The following is a 24,204-nucleotide window of genomic DNA, read 5'->3' as shown; positions in this document are numbered from 1 at the left end:
TAAGGAGAGCGTGACGTAAAATGCTATGGTACCAAGTTGCAGTCAAAAAAGTAACAAACTTATCAGTATTAAGTACTAAGTTTTAAGCACTAAGTTTACACCTTTAATACCACATTGTAGTCAAAAGAGTAATAAAATTTAGTAGGATATACTTGCTTTTTGGAACTGGCGTATTATTTTTTGGTGAAATGGTGAAGTAGTAAGGTAGAAAAGTATTTATTGGATGCCCGCTGAACCAATACACCAATAGCCAATACAATTAAAGTTCCGGTTTTTGTTTTGCAAATAATTTCTTCAAGACTGGTGGTACAATTGCAAATAATCCCAGCACTGTAAAAGCCAGAATTACTTTCGTACTGAATATCTCCCCCGGACTGTCAATACTGCCCAGATTGCGCCCAGCGTATGTATAGACCAAAGAACCGGGTAAGATTCCCAAAGACGTAGTCCAGAAAAAAGTCCAGATTCTTATGTTTGTAAGTCCTGCCAGAAAATTGATCAGAAAAAAAGGGAAAACGGGTATTAACCTGAGCGTCAACAGATAATAATGTCCGTTGGTTTTAAGTTCTACGTTGAATCTCTTTAAACTTTCTGCATATTTTTCCTGAATTTTGCCACCCAGCAGATATCTCGCAACAATAAAAGCCATGAGCGCACCTGCTGTTGCCCCTATGTTTACATAAAATACACCCGGAAATACATTAAACAGCATCCCGCCGCCTAATGATAGAATAGCTGCACCCGGTAATGAAAATGTTATGGCAAAAAAATAAATAAGGATAAAGGATATTGAAGAAGCAAAATAATTGTTTTCTACCATTAGTAACAGTCTGTTTTTGTTTTTAATGATATTTTCGAAAGTCAGATAATCCGCCAGAGGAGAGTTTCTCAGTATGATTATCGCCGCAATAAACAATATTATTATAACTGTTTTTTTATTCATCAAAATTTTCATCATTTTTTCCTTACTTATATTGGCATATTGGTATATTTGTGTATTTGTTTATTGGTTGAGTAGTTGAGTGGGAATTCAACATTGACCCCTACTACCCATAATACCCATACTACTTCCAAGAACCTCTAATAACCTCTTTTCACTTAAACTTCTTAATTAACTTAACAAAGAAATTATTGTTTATTTTGTGAATATATGCGGCTCTTGCAAGATATTTCAAACACTGCGCATAGGTGGGATAAGTAAAAATTATTCTGTCCAGCCTGTAAAGCGGTACATTGTTATCCATCGCAATCTGAACCGCCGCTATTATCTCCCCGGCACGCTCTGAAAGAATCGTCGCACCAAGAATTTTGTATGACTTATCCGTAAAAATTTTGGCCATCCCGGTATTTGTACCATCTGTTACAGCCCTGTCCAGACTATCAAAGGGAAATCTGAATGTCAGAAAATTTTCTCCGTATTTCTGTTTTGCTTGGACAGCTGACAATCCCGTTTTAGCCAGTTCAGGTTCGGTATATGTACACCAGCCCAGTGTTTTGTAATTAATACTCTTTTTCACAGGCAGAAACATATTCTGAACAGCAATAATAGCATGGTTTTCGGCCAGGTGAGTAAATTTATAGGGAGCCACAACATCCCCGGCGGCATAAATATTCTTGTTATCCGTCTGAAGCTGGTTATTAACATGAACCCCTTTCTTATCGAAGCTGACTCCGCATTTTTCCAGATTCATATCAAAAATATTTGGTTTTCTCCCCGTTGCCACCAACAAACTTTCCGAGCAAATACCAAAATTTTCACCTTTTTTCTCCACAATGCACTGTATACCATTTTTTTCTTTTTTTAGCTCTTTAACTTCTGTCTCCAGATAGAAATTTATCCCTTCGTTTTCCATCGTTTTTTGAAGAATTCCGGTCAATTCGCTGTCATCGTTGAAAAGTATTCTGTCACTCATCTCCACCACATTAACACTGACTCCTAAACGTCTGAAAGCAAAAGCCATCTCTATCCCTATGGGACCGCCGCCCAGAATAGTAATGGATTCAGGAGGTTTTTCAATCTCGAAGACACTCTCATTTGTAAGATATTTCACATCTTCTATCCCGGCTATCGGAGGAACAAATGCGGAAGAGCCTGTAGCAATCAAAAATTTTTTAGCGGTATAACTATTGTCATTAAGCCTTATGGAATTTTCATTCTTGAAAAAAGGCTCTCCTGTTACTACGTCAATCCCTTCATTTTGGAAAACTTCCGGTGTCTCCCCTGAATAAACATCGGCTCTTAATTTCCGCACATGCCCAAACACCGAATCAGCATTATCAAAATAACCTTTTATTCCGTAATCATCTGCGTCCTGTATATGTTTTGCAACAGAAGCAGATTTCAGAAGTGTTTTGCTGGGTACACATCCGTACCATGTGCAGTCACCTCCAAGGTAACGTTTTTCCACAAGGAGTACACTTTTCCCCAGCCCTTTCGCAAGTTTGGCCCCAACGAGTCCCGCCGAGCCTCCGCCCAGCACAATCAAGTCATAAGTTTTCATACATTTGCTCCACAAAAGAAGATAGTTGTTTATCATATTTCATTTCATTTTTAAGATCTTCCAATGTATCCACATCGTTCAATGTTTCCAATAACTGAACACTTCCGGATTCATTTATCTTTTGCAGTGTATCAGAATAAACATCAGGGCCACTCCATTTTATACCCTCAAAGATATCCTTCTTCAAAAAGCCTTTCTGCATACCTATCAGATAATAACCGCCGTCATTCGATCCACCCAGACAGTAATGATAATTTCTGAGTGATTCCTCACCGTATTTTATCAGGTTTTCGGAAATTCCCGGAATATCACTGCCCATAAGCAAAGCACAGTCAAAAGTCTTTTCTGAAAATATCTTTTCAAAAGCATTATACATTCTTTCCCCCAGACTTTCTCCCGTCTGAGTTTTTATGTTCTTATATCCGGAAATTTTTGCAAATTTTTCCACATTCTCTTTTCCGGAAACAAACCAGTAAACATCCTCAATATTTTTCAATTCAGAAAACAACCTGTTTAGTAAAAATCTATAAATTTCCACCGCAAAGTTGTCTGATGAATCAGAAGCCAATCTCGTTTTAACATTTCCGGCCTCAGGATATTTCACAAATACAATCTTTGCACATTTCAACAGCAGCATCCTTTATCTGTATTATCAACATTCTCTTTACCCTGTATTTTTCCTCCGCAATCCTCAAACGCTCCGAAATGCTCATCAAAATCACCTATAATTGTAAAATAATTTCTAAATCTGGATTTGCTGAGCATAAGAGCTGTGTTGCCGCAAACCCTCTCGGGCTTATTTTTTTCAAAAACATGTTCTTCATCCAGAATAAATTTGTTTTCCGAATATTTCAGCTCGCCTTTGTATATTGCCACATGCCCGTAATCTTCACAGGCATCCTCCAGTCCATCAATTTTAAACAGTCTGTATGTAACGGAATAAAATCTTGCATTTCCCACAAGGTCTTTAACCTTTTTATTTGTAATCTCAATCTCACGGAAATTCATAACCCTTGGATCATTAAACCCCGCCTTGCGCGCAAGCCTCATAAAATCATTTATATAAAGAGCTCCGCCAAGACATTCCGCATAAAGAAGATCATTTTTTCTGATATCATCCGGCAGTCTCCTGTCGGCATAAACATCTGAAAAGTAAAACTCACCGCCGTTTTTCAGCATACGATAAATATCATCCAAAACCCTCCCCTTATCCTCAGTCAGGTTTATCACACAGTTGGATATAACCACATCGGCAGAACCGGAATAAACATATTCCAATGCATTTTCTATATAATCATGCACAAATTTTACATTTTTGTTTTCATATCCGAAAGCTTTCATCTGGGTATTGACATATTTTCGGGCCACATCTATCTGCTCATTCGTCATGTCTATACCGAGCACTCTTCCATGTTCTCCTGCAAGTTTGGATATTATATAAGAATCTCTTCCTGTGCCGCAGCCCAAATCAACCACACTGCACCCTTCCAGATGCAGAGGAATTGGAGATCCGCAACCGTAGAATTTCATCTGGATTTCATCGGCAATCAACGGAGAAATATCTTTCACATATTCGGGAATATCGTCGAGATCGCAACATGCAGTAGTTTTAAGATCGTTTGAGGAGCTCAGAGTACTGCCGTAATAGCCTTTAACCACCTCTTCCGTGTCAAAACTTTTCAATTCACCGTGGCAGCTGCTCCCCCTGTTAACAGTACAGGCAAGGCAGTGCTCTCCTACAATAATTTCAGATTCGAAATTATCCGGGTCAATATCCCAGAAATAAACGTCCTCAAATCCCTTTACAGGTATCCTTAGTGCATAATTAAAGTCACAATCGTAAATTCTGCCGTCATGACCGACAGTCAGCAAACTCCGGCACATTACGTTTTGCCATGTGGCTTTGTTATGATTACTGAAAAGCAGATCGATATAATTTTCATACCGGTTGTTCTTTACAAGATAATCCCGAAAACGTTTAATGGGAACATTAACAATTGCCGATAGCTTATTGAACGACACACCGAAATTTTCACCGAGGAAATTTCTGAATTCATTCTGGAGTTTTACCTGTTCCGGCGGGAGATAATCACCGGCAGGGTTATAAACAATATCCAACGGCAGTGTTGTTCCGTAACCAATTTCATTCAAATCTTTCAGAACATTTATTGATGTTTTATAATAATTCTTCCCCCTCTGGGTGTCTGTTATATCCTCAAGAATGCTGGGCAGCGAAGCTATAATCTTAACATTATATTTTTTATAAAGTTCTTTAAAATGACTGTATTTACTGCTGTTCAGTATTGTCAGACTAGATCTTACAGTTAACTTTTTCAAATTTCCCAATTCTTCCAGAAACATCCTGAAGTTGGGGTTCATTTCCGGTGTTCCGCCTGTAATTTCTATATTTTCAATGTTCATTTTTTTAAGTTTTTCAATAACTTTAACAGAAGTATCATAATCCATTATATTCTCTCCCTCCGGAGAGGCCTCAATATGGCAGTGGCTGCATGCGTGATTGCAAAGATTACCCATATTTATTTGTATGATTGACAGTTGTTTCCTTTTTAGCGAGATTTTGTTGATTGTATTCTGCACTTCATTCATTTTTGACTCCTGTAAAACTTTTTAAGATAATGTGGATTTATATTAAATACAAAATAAAGTATTTGTAAATACCAATTACGCATCGTTGCTTTTAAAATTCCTTCAGATTCCCATCTTCTTGAAGATGTTGTCACCGTTTCTTTTAAAATATGAATCTTTGCTCCACTTTTTTTTAACTTCCTGACAAGATCCACATCTTCAAAAACAGGTATCTCTAAAAAACCTCCTGATTCAAAATAAGCCTCGCGTTTCACAAAGATTGCCTGATCCCCAAAAGGCATCTGCAAATATTTCGCCCTTAAATTCGTAAAAAATTCTATTATTCTGTAAAGATGTTTGCCGGAATCAATTTTTAAGCTGAAGGCTCCGCAGGAAGAAATTTTGTCACAAGTGTCTGTAACAGCTGAATAAAAATTATCAGGAAGTTCGGTATCTGCATGAAGAAAGAGCAGAAGATCACCTGTTGAGTGCTCAGCACCTTTTTTAAGCTGAGTACCTCTGCCCTTTTCGCTTGTAATTGTTTTCAGATCGTACTTTTCAAGCCTGGAGATTGTAGAACCTGAGCTATCACCGTCCACAACAACTATTTCCACATTAAAATTCTTTACTTTCCGCTGGAGTACGGCAACAAAATGGTCAATATTGTATTCTTTGAAAACGGGAATTATTATTGAAACTTTTTTATTTTTCATAACTCTAATAGATATCATATTTTCAGATAAAAAAAAGCATATACAAGAGGCTTAAAGTTGGACAAAAATTTAAAGGAAGAAATCACTTCATATGCAGTGGATGAATTCAGAAGAGGGTATTTCTGTTCTGAAATTATCGTCAGGGCTTTCGAAAAATTTACAGGCCACAGATTCTCTGATGAAATACACAGAGGAATGACAGCTTTTGCCGAAGGCATCGGATCTAACGGCTGTATTTGCGGTGCTGCTTCGGCAGTTACCTTTGTAATAAGCACCTTTGAAGGGAGAACAAACAATAAACAGAACTATAAAAATGCTTTCGATTTAAGCAATAATTTTATGAAGGAATTTAAAAAGAAATACGGGTCAGCCTGCTGCAGAGTTATAACCAAAAATGCAGCTGGCAAGCTGGGATTCGGAAAATTCAAACACTGTCCATATATCACCGCTTTTTGTGCATTGAAAGTCGTGGAACTTTCACAAAAACATGAGTGGATTTAGCTGAAACAGCTATTTTGTACAACTCTTACTTATAATAATCAGAAATATTTCCCAAGGATTTAAAAGTATATACAAAAACAGCGCTGTCAAATTATTTAAAGGACTGTTATTGTAAAAATATTTTAGTTAGCATAATATTAATATTCAAGTTTCGCACTTGCACCTATTGTAAGTCTTTGCGAGGAGTGCTAACGACGAAGCAATCTCTCTTTTTTTATTATTTTGAGATTGCCACAACCCTGTATCCACAGGGTTTCGCAATGACCGACGTAAGTGCGAAACTTGAATTAATATAAAAAAGCAAAGGTATTAATATGGAACTCAGATTTAATGAAAGCCTTTTCAGAACAATCTTTGACAACGTTTATAATGGCATATACGTAGTTGACGGTGAAGGCAGAACACTTCTTGTCAATAAAACCTTTGAAATGATGTCCGGATTTACCAACGAAGAGCTTGCCGGAAAAACACTTTACGACCTGGTTCATCATTACAAATATTTTTCCGGTGCAGCAAGCTTACTTGTTCTTGAGCGAAAAAAACCTGCGACAATAACCTATAAGACGAAGACCGGTAAAAACCTTTTAGTGAAAGGCAAACCCATTCTTAATGATAAAAACGAAATAGAATTAATCATTAATACCATATGGGATTTAACAGTGATTAAATACAACGATGTGCTGGACAAAGATACTGCCAGAGACTCTTATTTGAAAGAAGAAGGGTTCATTGCCACAAGCGAAAAAATGACAGAAGTAATAGATACCGTTCTCAAGCTTTCTAATACAAGTACCACAATATTGCTCACCGGAGAAACAGGGGTGGGCAAAAGCGTTGTGGCCGAAATGGTGCATAGAACAAGCAAAAGAAAAAATAATAAATTTTTAAAAATAAACTGCGGGGCTATTCCAGAAGGTTTGATAGAGTCAGAACTTTTCGGATATGAGCCTGGAGCCTTCACTGGCGCAGACAAAAAAGGTAAGCTTGGAATTTTCGAGTCGGCAGACAAAGGAACGGTGTTTCTCGATGAAATATCCGAACTGCCCCTTTCTGCTCAATCGAAATTGTTGTTGTTTTTACAGGATAAGGAATTTTTTAAGATTGGGGGCAGAAAATCTATAAAAACAGATACCAGAATAATTGCCGCAACAAATAAAAATTTATGGGAATTGGTGAAAAGTGGAAAATTCAGAGAAGATCTGTATTACAGACTGAATGTGATTCCCATAAATGTTCCTGCATTAAGGGAAAGAACTGACGATATTCCTGTGCTGGCAAAATATTTTCTCAACAAATTTAATCAGCATTATCATGCTTATAAATATTTTTCAGAAGAGTTACTCGAAGCTTTTCAATCGTTTAATTGGCCCGGGAATGTAAGGGAATTGGAAAATGTAATAGAAAGATTAATTCTTTTATCTCCTAACCAGGAACTGACAACAGAAGATTTTTACCGTATTCAACAAAAAAGAAAGATAGTGCCTAAAAAGTCGCTGCAAAATATGCTTGATAAATTTGAATATGAAATACTTGTGCAGGCTAAAAAAGAACATTTAACCACACGAAAAATTGCTAAATCTCTTGGCATCAGCCAACCTAAGGTAGTAAGACTTCTCAAAAAACATTCTCTAAATTAAAACAATTTTATATAACATAAGCACTTATGATTCATATTGTTATCGAACGATTCATGAATGAATCATTATTATATTCAACGATATGAATAACTTAAATACCATGGCCATTTTTGATTCAAATATGAATCTATATTTACCCGCAAACACACTAAATTAAGGCTTTTTATTTTGGAACGCTTTTTGCTTACAGTATAAGTATAGAACGTCATAGGAGGATGCATATGAAGAAATTGGCATTAATCATTTCGATAGTTTTTATGCTATCAGCAGCAACTACTACTTTTGCTGCAGAGACTTACAACTGGAGACTTGTTACAACATGGAGTACCAGTATCCCTTTTTATGAAACAGCACAGCATTTTGCTAAGACTGTGGACAAATTATCCGAAGGTCAGCTTAAAATTAAGGTTTATCCGGCTGGCGCTATTGTCCCTGCATTTCAGGTATTTGATGCAGTAAGAAACGGCGTAGCCCAGATGGGACACGACTGGCCAGGCTACTGGAAAGGCAAAGATCAAGCATTCGTTCCTTTTGCATCTGTGCCTTTTGGTATGAACAGTCTTGAATATACTATTTGGCTTCAACATGAAGGGATGGATTTAGCCAAAGAGGTTTACGGGAAATTCGGTCTTGTACCTTTAATGGGAGGCAATCCCGGACAGGAAATCGGTTTTTTTACAAAGAAGGCGGTTAATTCTGTGGATGAAATGGGCAAAATGAAGATTCGAACTGTCGGCTGGGCTGCAGAAATATTTGAAAAAATGGGTGTAAATGTATCCCCGCTGCCAGGTGGAGAAATTTATCTTGCTTTTGAGCGTGGTGTATTGGATGGAGCAGAATTCAGCACTCCAAGTACAACTTATCCGCTTGGATTCCAGGAGATAGCTAAAAATGTGTTGGTACCCGGATGGCATCAGACTTCATGCCAGAACATGTTTATGATTAATGAGAAAGCTTATAATGAGCTCCCTGATCATCTGAAGTATGTCCTGGAAATAGCATCCCGGGAAACACAATTGTGGTCAATGGCGGAAAGGGAGTACGGAAACGCAGTCGCAATAAAAAATTATAAAGAAGAAGGTGTATCGTTTAACAAGCTTGATGATGAGTCGCTTAACAAACTCAGAGAAACAACAAAGAATTACCTTGAAGGCTTAAGAAAGAAAAACGCTTTGTTGGATAAAGTACTAACATCCCAGGAAGATTTAATACAGCTATATTCAAACTGGAAAGAAGTAAAAAGCGGCGTTTCGGCATATCCTTATGAAGATTATGTCAAAGGAAAGCATTTGGAATAATAATCAAATTTTACCCACTAAGCCGGAGAGATTATTCTCTTCGGCTTAATTAAAAGGTGATCAGTATGAATACTGCAATTAGATGGATCGACACTCTCAATACTGCAATAGGAAAAGCTTTAAGTTTTATTGTTTATATCTTACTTGTAATTGTTTTATACGAAGTAGTCAGCAGGAAAATTTTTGGGAACCCCACTGTCTGGGGTTTTGAGTTAAGCTATATGTTATACGGTTTTTTATTCATGATAGGGTATGCTTATGCTTTGAAATCAAAGAGTCATGTTAATATAGACATATTTTATTCCCGTGCAACCCCAAGGAAGCAAGGTATTCTGGATATTATCGGCTATTTGGTATTCTTTTTTCCTTTTATATATTTTGGATTAAAAGCTTCATATCAATTTACAATTCAATCGTGGCAGATTATGGAACACAGTCAATCCACATGGGCTCCGCCTGTGTATCCTTACAAAACTACATTACTGATTGGTTTCTTCTTACTATTTCTTCAGGGAATTTCGGAATTTCTCAAAGCCATATACAAAGTTAAAACGGGAGAAATGTATGAGTCCTGATTTATTAGCAATAGCAATGTTTGTTGTCCTCCTCCTGGCAGTATTCTTAGGGCATCCACTTGGGTTTACACTTGGAGGACTTGGAATAATTTTTGGGGTTATAGGATACGGTCCCGGAGCTTTTTTTATTTTAACCAGTAAAACATATGGTCTGATGACAAATTACGTATTAGTAGCAATACCGTTATTCATTTTAATGGCACAATTTCTTGACAAGTCAGGGGTTGCAGAAGACTTATACGAATCGATGTATATCGTCCTGGGACCTGTCAGGGGCGGCTTGGCTCTTGCAACAATCGTAGTAAGTACGGTTTTTGCTGCCACAACAGGTATAATTGGGGCATCTGTTGTGGCAATGGGCCTCCTTGCAGCACCGACAATGCTTTCCAAAGGATATCAGAAAGAGCTGACGGCCGGAGTTATAACTGCCGGCGGTACACTGGGGATATTAATTCCACCTTCCATAATGCTTGTTGTTTACGGCGGGCTTATTGGAATGTCAGTGGGTAAATTATTTTTGGCTGCATTTATCCCCGGTTTACTACTTTCAATGCTTTATCTTATATACACTTTCGTACTTTGCTATATAAGGCCGGATTACGGGCCTCCTATCCCTATGAAAAAAAGAACCCATACCACAGCTCAAAAGATAGGGATGACACTAAAATCTATGCTGCCACCTTTATTTCTCATTTTTGCTGTACTGGGCAGTATAGCAGCAGGTGTCGCAACCCCAACTGAAGCCGCAGGCTTAGGTTCACTCGGAGCGTTGCTTCTTGCTGTTGTAAACAAAAGAGCAAACTGGAAGTTTTTCAAAGAGTCTTCTTATTCCACTTTAAAAATAACATGCATGGTAATGCTTATTTTTGTGGGAGCTAATTTTTATACCGCTATTTTTATGGGACTTGGCGGCGGAGATATGTTTGAGAAATTGTTGTTTGCAGTCAGTGACAACAGATGGGTAATTCTGGCAGTAATGATGATAATAATGTTTTTGCTCGGCATGTTTGTCGACTGGCTTGGCATTTTACTGTTATGTGTTCCGATTTTTACTCCGATAGCCGTAGGGAAACTTGGTTTTGACCCTCTTTGGTTTGCTTTAATTGTCTGTGTAAACTTACAGATGTCTTTCCTTACGCCACCCTTTGGATACGCTTTGTTTTATCTTAAAGGGGTGGCGCCCCCTGGAATGCAATTAGGTCATATTTACAGGGGTATTATCCCTTTTGTAATTCTTCAGGTAATAGGGTTGATATTGATTATTATTTTCCCCGAACTGGTTACATGGTTACCTAATTTTATAATGAACTAACAAGGAGAATTTAATATGGAAGAGGTATATTTATTTGAAGCACTGAGGACACCGTTCGGCTCTTTTGGGGGTTCTCTTTCAGATGTTCCGGCTACCGATTTGGCAACGACTGTTATCAAGGAAATTATAAAAAAATACGATTTGCCAAATGATACAGTTGATGAAGTTATTCTGGGGCAGGTCATACAGGGAGCTGCCAGGCAGGCACCGGCAAGACAGGCTATGCGCAATGCAGGCTTAAGCGATAAAGCGCATGCCATGACGATAAACAAGGTATGCGGAAGCGGCTTAAAATCCGTAATGCTTGCCGCCCAATCGATAATGCTTGGCGATTCCGACCTCGTACTTGCAGGTGGGATGGAAAGTATGTCTATGGCACCATATGCTTTGGAAAAGGCGCGTTACGGTTACAAAATGGGTAATGGAAAAATTATAGATACAATGATTGTTGATGCTCTGGAAGATCCATATTCCGGAAATCATATGGGTGAAATTACCGAAGAGAGTATCAAGAAGAATAATATAAGCCGTGAAGAGCAGGATGAATATGCAATAAGGTCATATACACTTTCACAGAATGCAATTCAAAAAGGAACCTTTAAAAATGAGATTGTACCGGTAACCAAAAAATCAAAAAAAGGCGACATTGTAGTAGACACCGATGAAGAACCCGGAAGGGGTAAAATCGAAAAAATCACAAGCCTGAAGCCCGTCTTCAAAAAGGACGGTTCTATCACGGCGGGCAATGCTTCCACAATAAATGACGGGGCAGCTGTACTCCTTGCAGGAAGTAAAAAAGCCGGTGAAAAATACGGATTGCGCCCTAAGGCAAAAATCATCGCTTATTCCACAAACAGCATACATCCCGATGATTTTGGAGAGGCACCGATTGGAGCAATAGAAAAGATTCTTAAAAAATCCGGCTTCAAAAAAGAAGATATCGATCTGTATGAAATTAATGAAGCTTTTTCCGCCGTTCCTCTTATGGCGATAAAAAGTCTGAGTCTGGATTTTGATAAAGTCAATGTAAACGGTGGAGCTGTTTCTCTGGGCCACCCTGTTGGAGCAAGTGGAGGCAGACTGACTGCAACACTTTTGAGAGAGTTGATAGCAAGAGATAAGAGATACGGTATTGCATCACTGTGTATCGGTGGCGGCGAATCTGTTGCTGTTTTAATTGAAAAAATTTAACAATTAAGGAGGGTTTTTCAATGAACAAATTGTATAAGAATGCTGAAGAAGCATTATCTGATGTCATTAAAGACGGAATGTTGGTTGCCGCCGGAGGTTTTGGACTTTGCGGAATACCGGAAAATTTGATTAACGCATTAAAAGAGAGTAATGTAAAAGATTTAACCGTTGTCAGTAATAATGCAGGTGTGGACGATTTCGGGCTCGGTCTGCTGCTTCAAACAAGACAAATCAAAAAAATGGTGGCTTCCTATGTAGGTGAAAACAAAATTTTCGAACAGCAATACTTAAATGGTGAGCTGGAACTTGAGCTTGTCCCACAGGGGACACTTTCCGAGAAATTAAGAGCGGGAGGGGCAGGAATCCCGGGATTTTATACAAGAACAGGGTATATGACAAAACTGACAGAGGGCAAAGAGATAAAAAACTTTAACGGTGTGGATTATGTTCTGGAGGAAAGCATTGTTCCGGATCTTTCTATTATCAAAGGGTGGAAAGCCGATAAAGCCGGAAATGTCATCTTTCGATATACTGCAAACAACTACAATGAACCGGCAGCAAAAGCAGGCAAAATGACAGTGGTGGAAGTTGAGGAAATTGTTGAAGTCGGAGAGCTTGACCCGCATTGCATACATCTGCCTGGTGTATACGTGGACAGGCTTATTAAAGGTAGAAATTACGAGAAACCTATCGAGCAAATAACCACTTCGGATTCCGGAGTAACGGCAAAAGGCTTTAATGAGAAAAGAGAATGGATGGCAAAAAGAATTGTCAAAGAACTAAAAGACGGGGCATACGTTAATCTTGGGATCGGTATGCCGACACTTGTGGCCAATTATATTCCTGAAGATATTGAAATTACACTGCATTCGGAAAACGGGCTTATGGGTATCGGACCGTTTCCAAAAAGAGATGAAGTTGACCCTGATCTGATTAATGCAGGAAAACAAACTGTCACTTTTAAAAAAGGAGCCTCTTTTTTTGATTCATCTGAATCGTTTGCAATGGTCAGAGGTGGACATATTGATCTTTCGGTTCTTGGAGGTATGCAGGTGAGCAAATACGGTGATCTTGCCAACTGGATGATACCGGGAAAGATGGTTAAAGGTCCCGGTGGTGGAATGGATCTGGTCAGCGGTGTTAAAAAGCTGGTTATAATGATGGAGCATGTCGCCAAAGACGGCAGCCCAAAAATACTGAATGAGTGCAGCCTTCCTTTAACGGGCAAAAATGTTGCCAATATGCTTGTTACTGATAAAGGTGTCTTTAAGATAGATAAAAATGAAGGTTTGACATTAATCGAAATATCACCGTATTCAGACCTTGAGGACATTAAAAACTCCACAGGCTGTGATTTTCAGGTAGCTGATAATTTGATAGGAGGATAACCATGAAAAACAGAACAGCGATAATAACCGGTGCTGCAAGCGGTATCGGTTTGGCTATATCAAAAAAATTTGCTGAAGATGGAGCCAACGTTGTTATGGCGGACATTAATGATAGAGACGGCATTAAGGAAGCGGAAAAAATAAACGCATACTTTATTAAAAGTGACTTAACAAAACAAGAGGATTGTAAAACTCTGATTGATGAAGCTTACAATAAATATGGCCGGATAGACATTCTGGTTAATAATGCCGGTATTCAGCATGTAGCACCAATTGATGAATTCCCGGAGGAAAAATGGAATTTTATAATAAATCTTATGCTGACTGCTCCCTTTCTTCTTACCAAATACGCATGGCCTTATTTAAAAGAAAACAAGTGGGGCAGAGTGATAAATGTAAACTCAGTTCACGGACTAAGGGCGTCAGAATTTAAATCGGCATATATATCTGCAAAACACGGCCTTATGGGGCTTACTAAAACTACTGCGCTCGAAGGAGCTCCTTACGGCATAACGGTTAATTCCATTTGTCCGGCATATGTCAGAACTCCCCTGGTGGAAAATCAGATAAGTGACCAGGCAAAAACACACAATATATCTGAAGATGAGGTGATCGAAAAAATAATGCTGAAAAAAGCATTTGTTAAAAAATTGATAGAGCCTTCCGAAGTTGCAGAGATAGCTTCATTTCTTTGTAAGGATGCCGCTTCTACAATCACAGGAACATCAATAACCGCCGACTGCGGGTGGACTGCGAGCTAAAATAAGTTAGCAGATATGCAGAAATTGTTAATATATAGATAGAGATTCCTCGATTCCGCTTCGCTCCACTCGGAATGACATAAAGTCCTGTCTAACATCCGCCTCGTGCGGATAAATAGAATGTAAACATATTTACCAGTCTAAAAGACTGATGCTAGCCGCAGGCATTCTTTCGGACGAAGTGAGAAATCTCTACCATATGAAACGACATAACGAATAAATATGCAACTGTGCCTTGAATGTGTCAGTGCCTCCCAAAATTACCATTATTTGGTTGATCCCTCTCTGTGCCTTCTTCGGTGCTGACACTATATGGTAATTTTATCAGAAGGTTAGGAGAGGGGTCATTTGAGCTATGTTATGGCAGTAATGTTTAAACAGCATTTTCGACAGGAAACGACAGTTTGAATACAAACTATAGACCGGATTTTTTCTCAATAAGACGCCCGAGATAGCGGGATTTTATCTGCTCTGCAGCGAGAACTTTCTTTACCGGCGGTAATTTCAATACTGACCCCATTATAGCCGCCATTGCTCTGTGTGAAAAAAGGGCTCTGTTATCAAAAATCAGATGTTCAAGCCCGCCTCTTTCAATTGACATCATAACTGCTTTGTGAACCGAATTAACCGGAGTAATAACCCTTTTTTTACGAGGCTCCATATTAATGCACTGTGCAGGACATACGCGTACACAGACTCCGCATCCCAGGCACCTGTCTTCATCAATATCAGCCTTTTTGTATCGTGGCTTAACCGGGTTATTGGCAGAAACAAGGCTCATTGCCTCCACAGGGCAGACCTCAACACATTTGCCACAGCCCGTACAATCATTATGTACGATTTCAGGCATGAAATTAGAGGTATGAACCGGATTCATCAGACCGAATTTTCTTGCAGCTATCATCGCCTCACAACAACATCCGCAACAGTTACAAATAAACGAAACTTCATGCTGAACATTTTCACCAAATTGTACCAGATTATTTTCATATGCCTCTGCAAGAAGCTCCAATCCTTCATTTGCATCCACCCGCCTTGCAAAACCATGTCTGATCAGTGAATCAGCGACCGTTCCGAAGGTCATGCAGATGTCCATTGGTGCATCACAGTTTTTTCCCAAATGCTGCATTTTATGGCGGCAGTAACACATACTAACACCCATATGTTCTGCTGTTTCAATAACTTTACTGGCTTTTTCGTAATCATAAACAAAGAGATCACTGTCCCTTGGGATGGTGTCTTCATTAACAAAGGTTCTGCCCAGCTGGGTCTCACCATTTACAAAAAGAGCCTTTATAAAATCCTCTTCAACTGTTATATACTGATAAAAAAGCTCGCTTAATAGCTTCTGATCGATATCGCCCCTTGTCCGCATCATTGAAAATTCAAAGAAACCTGCCATAGGCGGTGGCAGCACATAATGTTTTTCCCCTTTTATTGTCATATCAAGCAAGAGTACTCTGTCAGCAAGACTCTCCAGTATTCTGACCGCTTTCACTTCAGATATTTTCCATATGCCGGCTGCCTTTTTTGAGGTAAACGGCTTAATGGGAAGCAGCGCAATAAGTGAAGCTTCCTTTTCACTCATGAGTACAGATAGAATTTTATATAAATATTCTGAAGGAGGGGCTCCCTGCGGGAATCTGTTCAGCCTGTTTGTAAGCTCGGCAAAACCCTGCCGTGCGGTAAGATGAGCCATTAGCAATCCTTTTTAAAACTAATCAGAAAAATTATAACACATAAAAAAGTTATCAAAAATGCTAATTTACTTAAGCGGTTCCCTGCTGCCGTCTTTAATCCATAAAGATACCGCAAAGGCAACCAAAGAAACAAAAGCAAGAAATATCGCTGGAGCCGTCGAAAGCGAGGTAACCTCTATCAGCCATGTGGAAATCATAGGGGCAGATCCACCAACTACACCAAGCCCCAGATTGTATGCGACCGAGTACCCGGAAAGTCTGTCACAACTGGGAAAAAGTTCTACAAACATTGCCGGGGCAGAGCCAAGAGGTACGGCCACAATCACTATAAAGATGAATTGTAACAATACAACACCGGCAAAGCCTGCAGAAGGAAGGAAATAATATGCCGGCCAGGAAATGACAGCAGAAATCAACATTGCCAAAGAAATAAAATGTGTTCTTCTTATGAGATGGTCACTTAATTTGCCTGCGAACGGAATAAGAATCATCAAAAATGCTGTAGCTGCTGTATTTATCCTCATTGCACTGTCCAATTGAAAATTAAGCTCTTCATGTAACCAAGTGGGTAAATATACTAACGGAATATAAAACAAAACACCATAGGCGGAAGCAAAAAGAATAGCCTGTATCATTTCTTTTCTGTTTGTCGTAAAAGCAGCCAACAATGGAGATGTTTCCGACCTTTGCTTGTGATGTTTTTCAAAATGCTTCGACTTGGGCAAATCTTTCCGTAGGATTATTGCGATAGTTCCCAAAACGCCACCGAAAAGAAAAGGTATTCTCCAACCCCATGAGGTAATTACTTCAGAAGATAAAGTTGTAGTAAGTAATGCTGCAATACCGGATCCCAAAAGCATTCCAAATATACTGCCGGTATTAGCCCAACTGCCTGTAAACCCTCTTTTACCTGTTGGGGCTGTTTCGACCAGATATGTCACAGAGCTTGAAAATTCTCCGCCTACTGAAAGTCCTTGAACCAGCCTTATCAAAACAAGTAAAATAGGTGCCAGAATTCCTACTGTATCAAAGGTGGGCAGACACCCCAAAAGAAAAGTCGGCAGCGACATCATGGAAACAGAAATAAGCATCGTTTTACTTCGCCCGAAGGTGTCGCCAAACCAGCCAAATAAAGCTGACCCCAAAGGCCTCATAATAAAACCGGCAGCAAAAACCCCATAAGTAGCAAGCAGGGAAGCTGTATTATGACTGCTGGGAAAAAACTGCTGAGAAATGATACTGGCCATATATCCATAAAGAGCAAAATCATACCACTCCATTACATTCCCGATAAAACCAGCCAGTACAGAAGTATATTTTTTCCCTATACTTTCAAGTTTTGCAATTCCCGGCACCATTACCGCCTCCTAACTCCATGAACATTTAATTAAAAATATATGTACTCCGATAAAATGCAATAAGTGAACTTAAAATAAATAATGAAAGAATTGTTTAAATCTCTTAACAATGTTATTTTTTCAAAGACTTATTGCTTTTTATTATATCATTGATTATAATTTTTGTTTGTTTAAACTCAGGAGGCAAATATGATACCAATGCTGGATTTGAAAAGAGAACTTGCAGATATAGGAGATGAAATAAGCAAAGCCGTTGATAAAAGTATAGGGGGAACAAAGTTTATTTTGGGACCTAATGTCAAAGAGTTTGAAAGAAATGCAGCTGATTATCTCGGCTGCAAATATACTGCCGGCGTTGCAAGCGGTACTGATGCACTTCATCTTGCATTAAAGGCTTCCGGAATAAAGGAGAATGACGAGGTAATCACAACGCCTTTTACCTTTATTGCGACAGCCGAAGCCATTGTATACTGCGGAGCAAAACCTGTTTTTGTGGATATCGAGCCTGAAACAATGAACATAAATCCGGAACTCATAGAAAAAAGCATCACAGAAAAAACAAAAGCAATTATTCCGGTGCACCTTTTCGGTAACCCTTGCAGAATGGATGAAATTAAACAGATTGCAGACAAATACAATCTGGCTGTTATAGAAGACTGCGCACAATCTTTCGGAGCAACTTATAACAATAAACAAACGGGAACTCTCGGAGACATCGGTTGTTTCAGTTTTTTCCCCAGCAAAAATCTGGGATGTTACGGGGACGGCGGCCTGATTTCAACAAGCGATGAAAATATTTATAACGATATAATGGCTTTGAGAAATCACGGTTCTTACGAAAAATATTACCATGACAGAATAGGCTTCAATTCGAGACTGGATGACATTCAGGCGGCTATTTTGAATGTTAAAATCAAATATATAGACAAAGCTAATGAAGACAGAATACTTGGAGCAGAAAAATACAAAGATATTATACAAAACAATGTTTCATATCAGAAGGTTGAGAACAAATCAAAACATGTATACCACCAGTTTACTATCAGAAGTGAAAAAAGAAATCAAATCATGTCAGAACTTCAAAAGCACGAAATAGCCTCAGCCATCTATTACCCGGTTCCTCTGCATCTTCAAAAAAGCTTTGCTTCTCTTAATCATAAAGAGGGAGATTTCCCTGTATCGGAAAAACTTACAGAAGAAGTACTTTCTCTGCCGGTAAATCCTTATCTGGAAGATGAAGAAATCACAGTTATCAGTGAAATAGTAAAGTTAGCAGCCGGAAAATAATAATGTCCTTAGGCAGTAAAATCGGGTTTACTCTACTTTTTTATATCATCAGAATCTATTCATGGACATTGAGATTCAATGCTGTATACCTTTCCGATGAATTTAATAATAATAAAAAAAAAGTTTTTGCCTTTTGGCACGGTCAGCTTCTTCCTTCAGTTTTATTCTACAAAAATACGCAAACTGTAGGCATTGTATCAAAGAGCAAGGATGGTGATATTGCTGATTTTTTTCTCAAAAAACTTGGTTACAAAACGGTAAGGGGTTCCTCCTCCAGAGGCGGAAGTGAAGCTCTTATGAACGCTGCCAATTTAATGGAAAAAGGATTTAATGCAGCTGTTACGGTGGATGGACCAAAGGGACCGAAATTTTCAGTAAAACCCGGCGTGATGTATCTGGCAAAAAAAACCCGTGGTGAAATCATCCCTGTTGTATGCAGTGTGAAATGGTACAAAAGGTTTAGCAGCTGGGATAATTTCATCCTTCCCGCTCCGTTTTCCAAAATCAACATATATTTCGGTAAAAATGTTCAAGTGGCTGAATCCATGGACAGAGAAACAATAAACAGCGAGATAAAGACTTTAAGAAAAGAAATGCTGGAGCTGACGCGTGTTTATTCTAAAGATTTTTTATAATATTTTTATTTACCTGTCTATTCCTTTTGCGCTGCCTGTGGGGTATATTTTTGCGTATAAAAAAGGTGAACAGGATTCGTATTTCGAACGTTTCGGATTTATCCGTCTGAAAAGTGAACATAAAAAATCCGTTTGGTTTCACTGTGCAAGTGTGGGAGAAGTAAAGAGTATTAAATCCCTTGTGGATGAAATCAGAAACGCATACCCTGATTATTCTGTTGTTTGCTCTACAATGACTGCCACCGGTAAATCAGTGGCAGAAAAGTATCTGCGCCCTGATGAAGCGTTTTTACTGCCTGTAGAAAACAGCATTGCCATTAAATATTTAATCGATGTACTTAACACGAAAATTTTTTTTATTGTGGATACAGAACTTTGGCCTAATCTCATAAACTCCGTGCATACAAGATGTAAACTGTGTATGGTCAACGGCAGGATTTCCGATAAAAGTTTTAAAACATACAAAAGGTTTTCTTTTATTTTCAGGCCGCTCTTAAGACGTTTTCAGACTATCTTTGTAAAAAGCACTGCCGATTTAGAAAAATTTTCAATAATTACAGGAAAAAAGGATAATATTATAAATTCAGGCAATATAAAATTCATGCAGCCCGTTGAAATAAAGTTGTCTCAACCCTCTGAGGCTCTCCAAAAAAAGAGCATTTTTCTGGCGGCAAGCACACACGTTGGTGAAGAGGATATTATATTTAAAGCATTCAGCCGGTGTAATAATCTGGATCACCTCGTTGTAGCACCCAGGCATATAAACAGAGCTGACTCTATTTGCGCCAAAGCTAAAGAATACGGCTACCGGTGCGGCAAACTAACAGACCTCGATACAGCTGAATATTTTCCGGATGTTATCGTTGTGGATAAGCTCGGTTTGCTTGAAGAACTTTACTATATAACAGATAAAATCTTTATAGGAGGGTCCCTGACCGATATAGGGGGGCATAATATTTTTGAAGCTCTTCAGTTTCTAAAATATATATCAACCGGTCCTTACATGCAAAATTTTCAGGAAATAATGGATATCGCCCGGGAATATGATGTTATAAAAATCATTGAGAATGAAAAAGATTTGGTCGAATACATAACAAATAATTACGATAAAACGGACAGCTTTGATTCATTTTTTAAGAAATTACATGAATCAAATAAAAATAAAATGAAAATGATTTTAAAAGAGATACCGGATGAAAACAGCAGTAAGATTGCTCAGTAATTTTTTGAAAAATAAAGACTGGCAGACACTCAACAAATACGGCAGAATCATCGGTCTGCTCTTATATTATATCCTCAGAAGCAGACGCAGTGTGGTGGCAAAGAATCTTGAGATTACAACGGGCAAATCAAATAAAAAATTACAGAAAAGCGTGTTTAAAAATAACTTCGCATCCTTTATGGAAATATTTTTTGCACCAAAAATTAACGAACAGTTTATTGTGAACAATGTTGAAATAGATAATGAGAAGGATATTCGGGAATTCATCAGAAAAAATAAAAAATTTGTGCTTGTAAGTGCACACATAGGAAGTTGGGAACTGGCTCCGCCTATCATCTCGAAGGTGTTCAAAACGAGAATTGCCGTAATCGGCAGACGGATAAAAAACCCGTATGTCGACTCACTGGTGGCTGACTTGAGAAGTTCCGGCAAAGTTGAATATCTGCACCATAGGAATATCACGGGCAATATTTACGAGTACCTTGAAAACAACGTCCCCATAGGGGTACTTCTGGATCACAGCGCAACGAAGAAAGATTCGATTTATGTTGATTTTTTCGGTTTGAGAACCACTTTTAATGCCGGTATACCTGCAATTTGTATCCGGAAGAATATTCCAGCTCTAATCTGCTTCTGCATACGTGAGTCAGGAAGAATAAAACTGATCAGTTACCCTCCCGTTTACCCGGACTCAAAATTAAAGCTTAAAAGTCGTGTAAGAATGTTTGCAAAAGAGATAAATACAATATATGAAGATATCATAAAGAAATATCCGGATCAGTGGTTGATGCTGCATAAAAGATTTAAAAGACTGGAGCAGAGTGATGGCAAAAAGACCGATAGTATTTATCGATCGTGACGGAACACTGAACAAAGAAGCCGGATATATAAATCATATAGACAACTTTCAGCTGTATCCTTTTGTATATCAGGCCATACGCCTGTTAAACCATTTCAATATACTCTCCGTTGTTATAACAAATCAGGCGGGCATCGGACGGGGTTATTTTACTGAAAGTTTTTTAAAGGATGTACATAATAAGATGTTCTCTATGCTGAAAAAGAACGGGGCTTTTATTGACGGACTGTATTACTGTCCTCACCATCCTTCTTCAAAACTGGCTGAATATGCCGTTGAATGCGATTGCCGAAAACCGAAAACAAAAATGTTGGAAAAAGCTTTGGAAGAATTCTCACCAGAAGTGGATAGAAAAAAGATGTACGTCATAGGAGATAAATTCAGCGACATTAAAATGGGTAACAATTTCGGATGCAGAACGGTTATGGTAAAAACCGGTTACGGCAAAGGTGAATTAATGTCCAAAGACAAAAATAGCCCGAAGCCTTCGAAGATTGAAAATAATTTCCTTTCAGCAGTTTTATGGATAATCAGAGACCTTAACCTGAATGCCTTTTAAGATTCCCCGATAAGTTTTGCCATAATAGCTTTCTGTGCATGCAGTCTGTTTTCCGCCTCATCAAAAACAACGGATGCACCGGATTCGAACACATCCTCAGTCACTTCCTCTCCCAAATGTGCCGGAAGGCAGTGCATAAAAATAGTGTTCTTTCCCGTACTTTGCATAAGTTTTCCATTTACCTGGAAATCAGCAAATTTTTCCTTTCTGCTGCCTGCTTCACTCTCCTGCCCCATACTTGCCCATACATCCGTATATATAACATCCGCACCTTTCACCGCAGTAAAAGGATCATTGGTCTGGGAAATATTGGAGCCGCTTCCCTCTGCAATTTTTACCGCATCATTAATATATTTTTCGTCACATTCATAGCCTCTCGGAGAAGCTACAACAATATCCATACCAAACTTTGCCGCTCCGATAACCCATGAATGAGCCATATTATTACCGTCGCCGACAAAAGCAACCTTTACCCCTTTAAGTTTCCCAAGTTTTTCGTATATCGTAAGAACATCTGCCATCACCTGACATGGATGCAAGTCATCGGTTAGTCCGTTTATAACAGGGATAGATGCATTTTCTGCCAATTCTTCAAGCTTGGCATGCGCAAAAGTTCTTATCATTATGCCGTCCACATATCTGCTCAGTGTCCGGGCTGTATCTTTTATTGATTCCCCGCGCCCCAGCTGGATATCGTCTTTGCTCAAAAATAACGGGTAACCCCCTAATTCATAAACACCCACTTCAAAAGAAACCCTCGTACGTGTGGAAGATTTCTCAAAAATAAGAGCGATTTTCTTGTCAGCCAAAGGCTTTTTTGTATAAACACCGTTTTTCATCTCATCTGCCAGCTTTATAAAATCAAATAATTCTTCAGAACTAAAATCTTTTAACGTCAAAAAATCTTTCATCTAATCCTCCGACAGATCTTTCAATGTCTTCTCAGCCAAACCAAGGCCGTAATCCAGATCATCCTTTGCGGTATTAAGGGGAGGATAAAACCTGACGGTATTATCTCCTGCCGGGACAAGCAAAAGTTTATTTTCCGCCGCAGCTTTAATAAACTCTGCCGCCTCCATACCTTTCAGGGACGCTCCAACCATAAGCCCCTCTCCTCTTATTTCCGCCTTTTTTCCAAACAGATTTTCAAGTTCTTTTTGGAGATAAGCCCCGTTTTGCCTGACCTTCTCAAGAAAACCCTCTTCCGTCATAATATCCAGAACTTTGTTTGCAGCGGCACAGGCGAGATAATTGCCACCGAATGTGGTTGCATGGGTACCTGGCTTAAAATAAGTAGAAACCTTTTCAGAAGCGACCGTTGCACCAATAGGCACACCGTTTGCCAAGGCCTTTGCGAGGGTCATAATATCAGGTTTTATATCACAATGCTCATATGCAAACATCTTTCCTGTCCTCCCCATGCCGGTCTGAACTTCATCAAAAATCAGCAGAATATCTTCCTTGTCGCAATAATCCCTGAGCTGCTTCAAAAATCCCTTTCCGGCTACTTTCACACCACCTTCACCCTGAATAACCTCAAGCATCACAGCAACAACATCACCATTGTCTGCCTGGGTACGTATCGCCTCAAAATCCCCGAAAGGGACATGTTTAAAAAAATCAGCCACAGGTCTGAAACCATCTTTGACTTTATCCTGTCCTGTTGCGGAAAGTGTTGCATAAGAACGGCCGTGGAAGGAGTCTTCCATCGTAATAATCTTATATCTTATTCCTTCATATTTTTTGTTTCCGTAAATACGGGCAAGTTTTATAGCGGCCTCATTGGCTTCCGCACCGGAATTACAGAAAAACACATCCCCACCGAAAGAAAGCTCGGACAGCTTTTCCGCTACTTTTTGCTGCAATTTGTTTTCAAACAGATTGGAAGTATGTATTAATCTTGAGGATTGATCACAGACAACTTTTGAAATATCTTTATTGGCATGCCCCAGATTAACTACGGCAATACCGGAAGTAAAATCTATGTATTTTTCACCCTTTTCGTCATAAAGATAACATCCGGAACCGCTGTTAAAACTTACAGGCATTCTGTTATAAGTATTCATAATTCCGCCCATATTTACCTCCGTTTAAACTTTTATTGTACATATTTTGTTTTAA

The 24,204-nt window shown here is 38.8% G+C and carries 22 protein-coding genes; 13 read left to right on the top strand and 9 right to left on the bottom strand.

From position 1 onward, the window contains the following. Window positions 1-259: 259 nt before the first annotated feature. From UMU13_RS09185 to UMU13_RS09165, 5 genes are all read right to left on the bottom strand, one after another. Window positions 260-943, bottom strand: coding sequence for a TVP38/TMEM64 family protein (locus UMU13_RS09185; RefSeq protein ID WP_328218599.1), 684 nt, complete (start codon window positions 941-943; stop codon window positions 260-262). A gap of 151 nt (window positions 944-1,094) precedes the next feature. After that, entirely contained in the window at window positions 1,095-2,501 is a 1,407-nt protein-coding gene (locus UMU13_RS09180; protein WP_328218598.1) for a dihydrolipoyl dehydrogenase family protein, read from the bottom strand. Further along, entirely contained in the window at window positions 2,488-3,129 is a 642-nt protein-coding gene (locus UMU13_RS09175; protein ID WP_328218597.1) for a TIGR04282 family arsenosugar biosynthesis glycosyltransferase, read from the bottom strand. Before UMU13_RS09175 ends, UMU13_RS09180 begins: the two co-directional genes overlap by 14 nt. Then, complete coding sequence (arsS, locus tag UMU13_RS09170; protein ID WP_328218595.1) at window positions 3,126-5,108, bottom strand: arsenosugar biosynthesis radical SAM (seleno)protein ArsS; 1,983 nt, start codon at window positions 5,106-5,108, stop codon at window positions 3,126-3,128. The genes UMU13_RS09175 and arsS overlap by 4 nt, the downstream gene beginning before the upstream one ends. Beyond that, entirely contained in the window at window positions 5,105-5,800 is a 696-nt protein-coding gene (locus UMU13_RS09165; protein WP_328218593.1) for a TIGR04283 family arsenosugar biosynthesis glycosyltransferase, read from the bottom strand. Before UMU13_RS09165 ends, arsS begins: the two co-directional genes overlap by 4 nt. 57 nt (window positions 5,801-5,857) lie before the next feature. Here UMU13_RS09165 and UMU13_RS09160 point away from each other — a divergent pair, with 57 nt between their 5' ends. From UMU13_RS09160 to UMU13_RS09125, 8 genes are all read left to right on the top strand, one after another. Beyond that, a complete protein-coding gene (locus UMU13_RS09160) occupies window positions 5,858-6,301 on the top strand; it encodes a C-GCAxxG-C-C family protein (protein WP_328218591.1) in 444 nt (147 codons plus the stop codon). Between the two features lie 314 nt (window positions 6,302-6,615). After that, window positions 6,616-7,938: a sigma-54 interaction domain-containing protein gene (locus UMU13_RS09155; RefSeq protein WP_328218589.1), complete on the top strand. Its 1,323-nt coding sequence runs from the start codon at window positions 6,616-6,618 to the stop codon at window positions 7,936-7,938. Between the two features lie 221 nt (window positions 7,939-8,159). Next, a complete protein-coding gene (locus UMU13_RS09150; RefSeq protein WP_328218587.1) occupies window positions 8,160-9,236 on the top strand; it encodes a TRAP transporter substrate-binding protein in 1,077 nt (358 codons plus the stop codon). A gap of 65 nt (window positions 9,237-9,301) precedes the next feature. Further along, the gene (locus tag UMU13_RS09145; RefSeq protein WP_328218585.1) at window positions 9,302-9,811 is read left to right on the top strand and encodes a TRAP transporter small permease subunit; all 510 of its coding nucleotides are present in this window, start codon (window positions 9,302-9,304) and stop codon (window positions 9,809-9,811) included. Beyond that, window positions 9,801-11,123 (top strand): TRAP transporter large permease, encoded by a 1,323-nt coding sequence (locus tag UMU13_RS09140; protein WP_328218583.1) that lies wholly within the window; start codon window positions 9,801-9,803, stop codon window positions 11,121-11,123. The genes UMU13_RS09145 and UMU13_RS09140 overlap by 11 nt, the downstream gene beginning before the upstream one ends. 15 nt (window positions 11,124-11,138) lie before the next feature. Further along, entirely contained in the window at window positions 11,139-12,314 is a 1,176-nt protein-coding gene (locus UMU13_RS09135) for a thiolase family protein (protein ID WP_328218582.1), read from the top strand. Between the two features lie 20 nt (window positions 12,315-12,334). Continuing rightward, window positions 12,335-13,702: a 3-oxoacid CoA-transferase gene (locus UMU13_RS09130; RefSeq protein ID WP_328218581.1), complete on the top strand. Its 1,368-nt coding sequence runs from the start codon at window positions 12,335-12,337 to the stop codon at window positions 13,700-13,702. Between the two features lie 2 nt (window positions 13,703-13,704). Then, entirely contained in the window at window positions 13,705-14,463 is a 759-nt protein-coding gene (locus tag UMU13_RS09125) for a 3-hydroxybutyrate dehydrogenase (protein WP_328218579.1), read from the top strand. Window positions 14,464-14,878: 415 nt separating this feature from the next. On the opposite strand, the gene UMU13_RS09120 is transcribed toward UMU13_RS09125, so the two are convergent. Both UMU13_RS09120 and UMU13_RS09115 read right to left on the bottom strand, forming a co-directional pair. Beyond that, entirely contained in the window at window positions 14,879-16,162 is a 1,284-nt protein-coding gene (locus tag UMU13_RS09120) for a 4Fe-4S dicluster domain-containing protein (RefSeq protein WP_328218578.1), read from the bottom strand. Between the two features lie 66 nt (window positions 16,163-16,228). Continuing rightward, window positions 16,229-17,521 (bottom strand): MFS transporter, encoded by a 1,293-nt coding sequence (locus UMU13_RS09115; RefSeq protein WP_328218577.1) that lies wholly within the window; start codon window positions 17,519-17,521, stop codon window positions 16,229-16,231. A gap of 189 nt (window positions 17,522-17,710) precedes the next feature. Here UMU13_RS09115 and UMU13_RS09110 point away from each other — a divergent pair, with 189 nt between their 5' ends. The 5 genes from UMU13_RS09110 to UMU13_RS09090 are packed head-to-tail and all read left to right on the top strand — an operon-like array spanning window position 17,711 to window position 22,083. After that, window positions 17,711-18,808 (top strand): DegT/DnrJ/EryC1/StrS family aminotransferase, encoded by a 1,098-nt coding sequence (locus UMU13_RS09110; RefSeq protein ID WP_328218576.1) that lies wholly within the window; start codon window positions 17,711-17,713, stop codon window positions 18,806-18,808. Between the two features lie 2 nt (window positions 18,809-18,810). Further along, the gene (locus UMU13_RS09105; RefSeq protein WP_328218575.1) at window positions 18,811-19,443 is read left to right on the top strand and encodes a lysophospholipid acyltransferase family protein; all 633 of its coding nucleotides are present in this window, start codon (window positions 18,811-18,813) and stop codon (window positions 19,441-19,443) included. Then, on the top strand, window positions 19,418-20,665 hold the full coding sequence (locus UMU13_RS09100) for a 3-deoxy-D-manno-octulosonic acid transferase (protein WP_328218574.1): 1,248 nt from the start codon (window positions 19,418-19,420) through the stop codon (window positions 20,663-20,665). The genes UMU13_RS09105 and UMU13_RS09100 overlap by 26 nt, the downstream gene beginning before the upstream one ends. Next, entirely contained in the window at window positions 20,637-21,524 is an 888-nt protein-coding gene (locus tag UMU13_RS09095; protein ID WP_328218572.1) for a lysophospholipid acyltransferase family protein, read from the top strand. The genes UMU13_RS09100 and UMU13_RS09095 overlap by 29 nt, the downstream gene beginning before the upstream one ends. Beyond that, on the top strand, window positions 21,490-22,083 hold the full coding sequence (locus UMU13_RS09090; protein ID WP_328218571.1) for a D-glycero-alpha-D-manno-heptose-1,7-bisphosphate 7-phosphatase: 594 nt from the start codon (window positions 21,490-21,492) through the stop codon (window positions 22,081-22,083). The genes UMU13_RS09095 and UMU13_RS09090 overlap by 35 nt, the downstream gene beginning before the upstream one ends. Here UMU13_RS09090 and argF read toward each other — a convergent pair. Together argF and UMU13_RS09080 are read right to left on the bottom strand one after the other, a co-directional pair. After that, window positions 22,080-22,994, bottom strand: coding sequence for an ornithine carbamoyltransferase (gene argF, locus UMU13_RS09085; protein WP_328218570.1), 915 nt, complete (start codon window positions 22,992-22,994; stop codon window positions 22,080-22,082). The genes UMU13_RS09090 and argF overlap by 4 nt on opposite strands. After that, window positions 22,995-24,161 carry an aspartate aminotransferase family protein gene (locus UMU13_RS09080; protein ID WP_328218569.1) on the bottom strand — a complete coding sequence of 389 codons (1,167 nt, stop codon included), beginning with the start codon at window positions 24,159-24,161 and terminating at the stop codon, window positions 22,995-22,997. Window positions 24,162-24,204 lie beyond the last annotated feature (43 nt).

The sequence above is a fragment of the Flexistipes sp. genome (assembly GCF_036172515.1).
In the GTDB taxonomy this organism is placed as follows: Bacteria; Chrysiogenota; Deferribacteres; order Deferribacterales; family Flexistipitaceae; genus Flexistipes.
Note: the sequence above shows the minus strand (reverse complement) of the source record. Positions and strands in the feature narration are given on the sequence as shown.

Bases quoted from the DNA above. Each gene is read 5' to 3' on its own strand.
- UMU13_RS09185 (WP_328218599.1), bottom strand. From the start codon at position 943: ATGAATAAAAAAACAGTTATAATAATATTGTTTATTGCGGCGATAATC.
- UMU13_RS09180 (WP_328218598.1), bottom strand. From the start codon at position 2,501: ATGAAAACTTATGACTTGATTGTGCTGGGCGGAGGCTCGGCGGGACTC.
- arsS (WP_328218595.1), bottom strand. From the start codon at position 5,108: ATGAATGAAGTGCAGAATACAATCAACAAAATCTCGCTAAAAAGGAAA.
- UMU13_RS09165 (WP_328218593.1), bottom strand. From the start codon at position 5,800: ATGAAAAATAAAAAAGTTTCAATAATAATTCCCGTTTTCAAAGAATAC.
- UMU13_RS09155 (WP_328218589.1), top strand. From the start codon at position 6,616: ATGGAACTCAGATTTAATGAAAGCCTTTTCAGAACAATCTTTGACAAC.
- UMU13_RS09150 (WP_328218587.1), top strand. From the start codon at position 8,160: ATGAAGAAATTGGCATTAATCATTTCGATAGTTTTTATGCTATCAGCA.
- UMU13_RS09145 (WP_328218585.1), top strand. From the start codon at position 9,302: ATGAATACTGCAATTAGATGGATCGACACTCTCAATACTGCAATAGGA.
- UMU13_RS09140 (WP_328218583.1), top strand. From the start codon at position 9,801: ATGAGTCCTGATTTATTAGCAATAGCAATGTTTGTTGTCCTCCTCCTG.
- UMU13_RS09135 (WP_328218582.1), top strand. From the start codon at position 11,139: ATGGAAGAGGTATATTTATTTGAAGCACTGAGGACACCGTTCGGCTCT.
- UMU13_RS09130 (WP_328218581.1), top strand. From the start codon at position 12,335: ATGAACAAATTGTATAAGAATGCTGAAGAAGCATTATCTGATGTCATT.
- UMU13_RS09125 (WP_328218579.1), top strand. From the start codon at position 13,705: ATGAAAAACAGAACAGCGATAATAACCGGTGCTGCAAGCGGTATCGGT.
- UMU13_RS09120 (WP_328218578.1), bottom strand. From the start codon at position 16,162: ATGGCTCATCTTACCGCACGGCAGGGTTTTGCCGAGCTTACAAACAGG.
- UMU13_RS09115 (WP_328218577.1), bottom strand. From the start codon at position 17,521: ATGGTGCCGGGAATTGCAAAACTTGAAAGTATAGGGAAAAAATATACT.
- UMU13_RS09110 (WP_328218576.1), top strand. From the start codon at position 17,711: ATGATACCAATGCTGGATTTGAAAAGAGAACTTGCAGATATAGGAGAT.
- UMU13_RS09105 (WP_328218575.1), top strand. From the start codon at position 18,811: ATGTCCTTAGGCAGTAAAATCGGGTTTACTCTACTTTTTTATATCATC.
- UMU13_RS09095 (WP_328218572.1), top strand. From the start codon at position 20,637: ATGAAAACAGCAGTAAGATTGCTCAGTAATTTTTTGAAAAATAAAGAC.
- UMU13_RS09090 (WP_328218571.1), top strand. From the start codon at position 21,490: ATGGCAAAAAGACCGATAGTATTTATCGATCGTGACGGAACACTGAAC.
- argF (WP_328218570.1), bottom strand. From the start codon at position 22,994: ATGAAAGATTTTTTGACGTTAAAAGATTTTAGTTCTGAAGAATTATTT.
- UMU13_RS09080 (WP_328218569.1), bottom strand. From the start codon at position 24,161: ATGGGCGGAATTATGAATACTTATAACAGAATGCCTGTAAGTTTTAAC.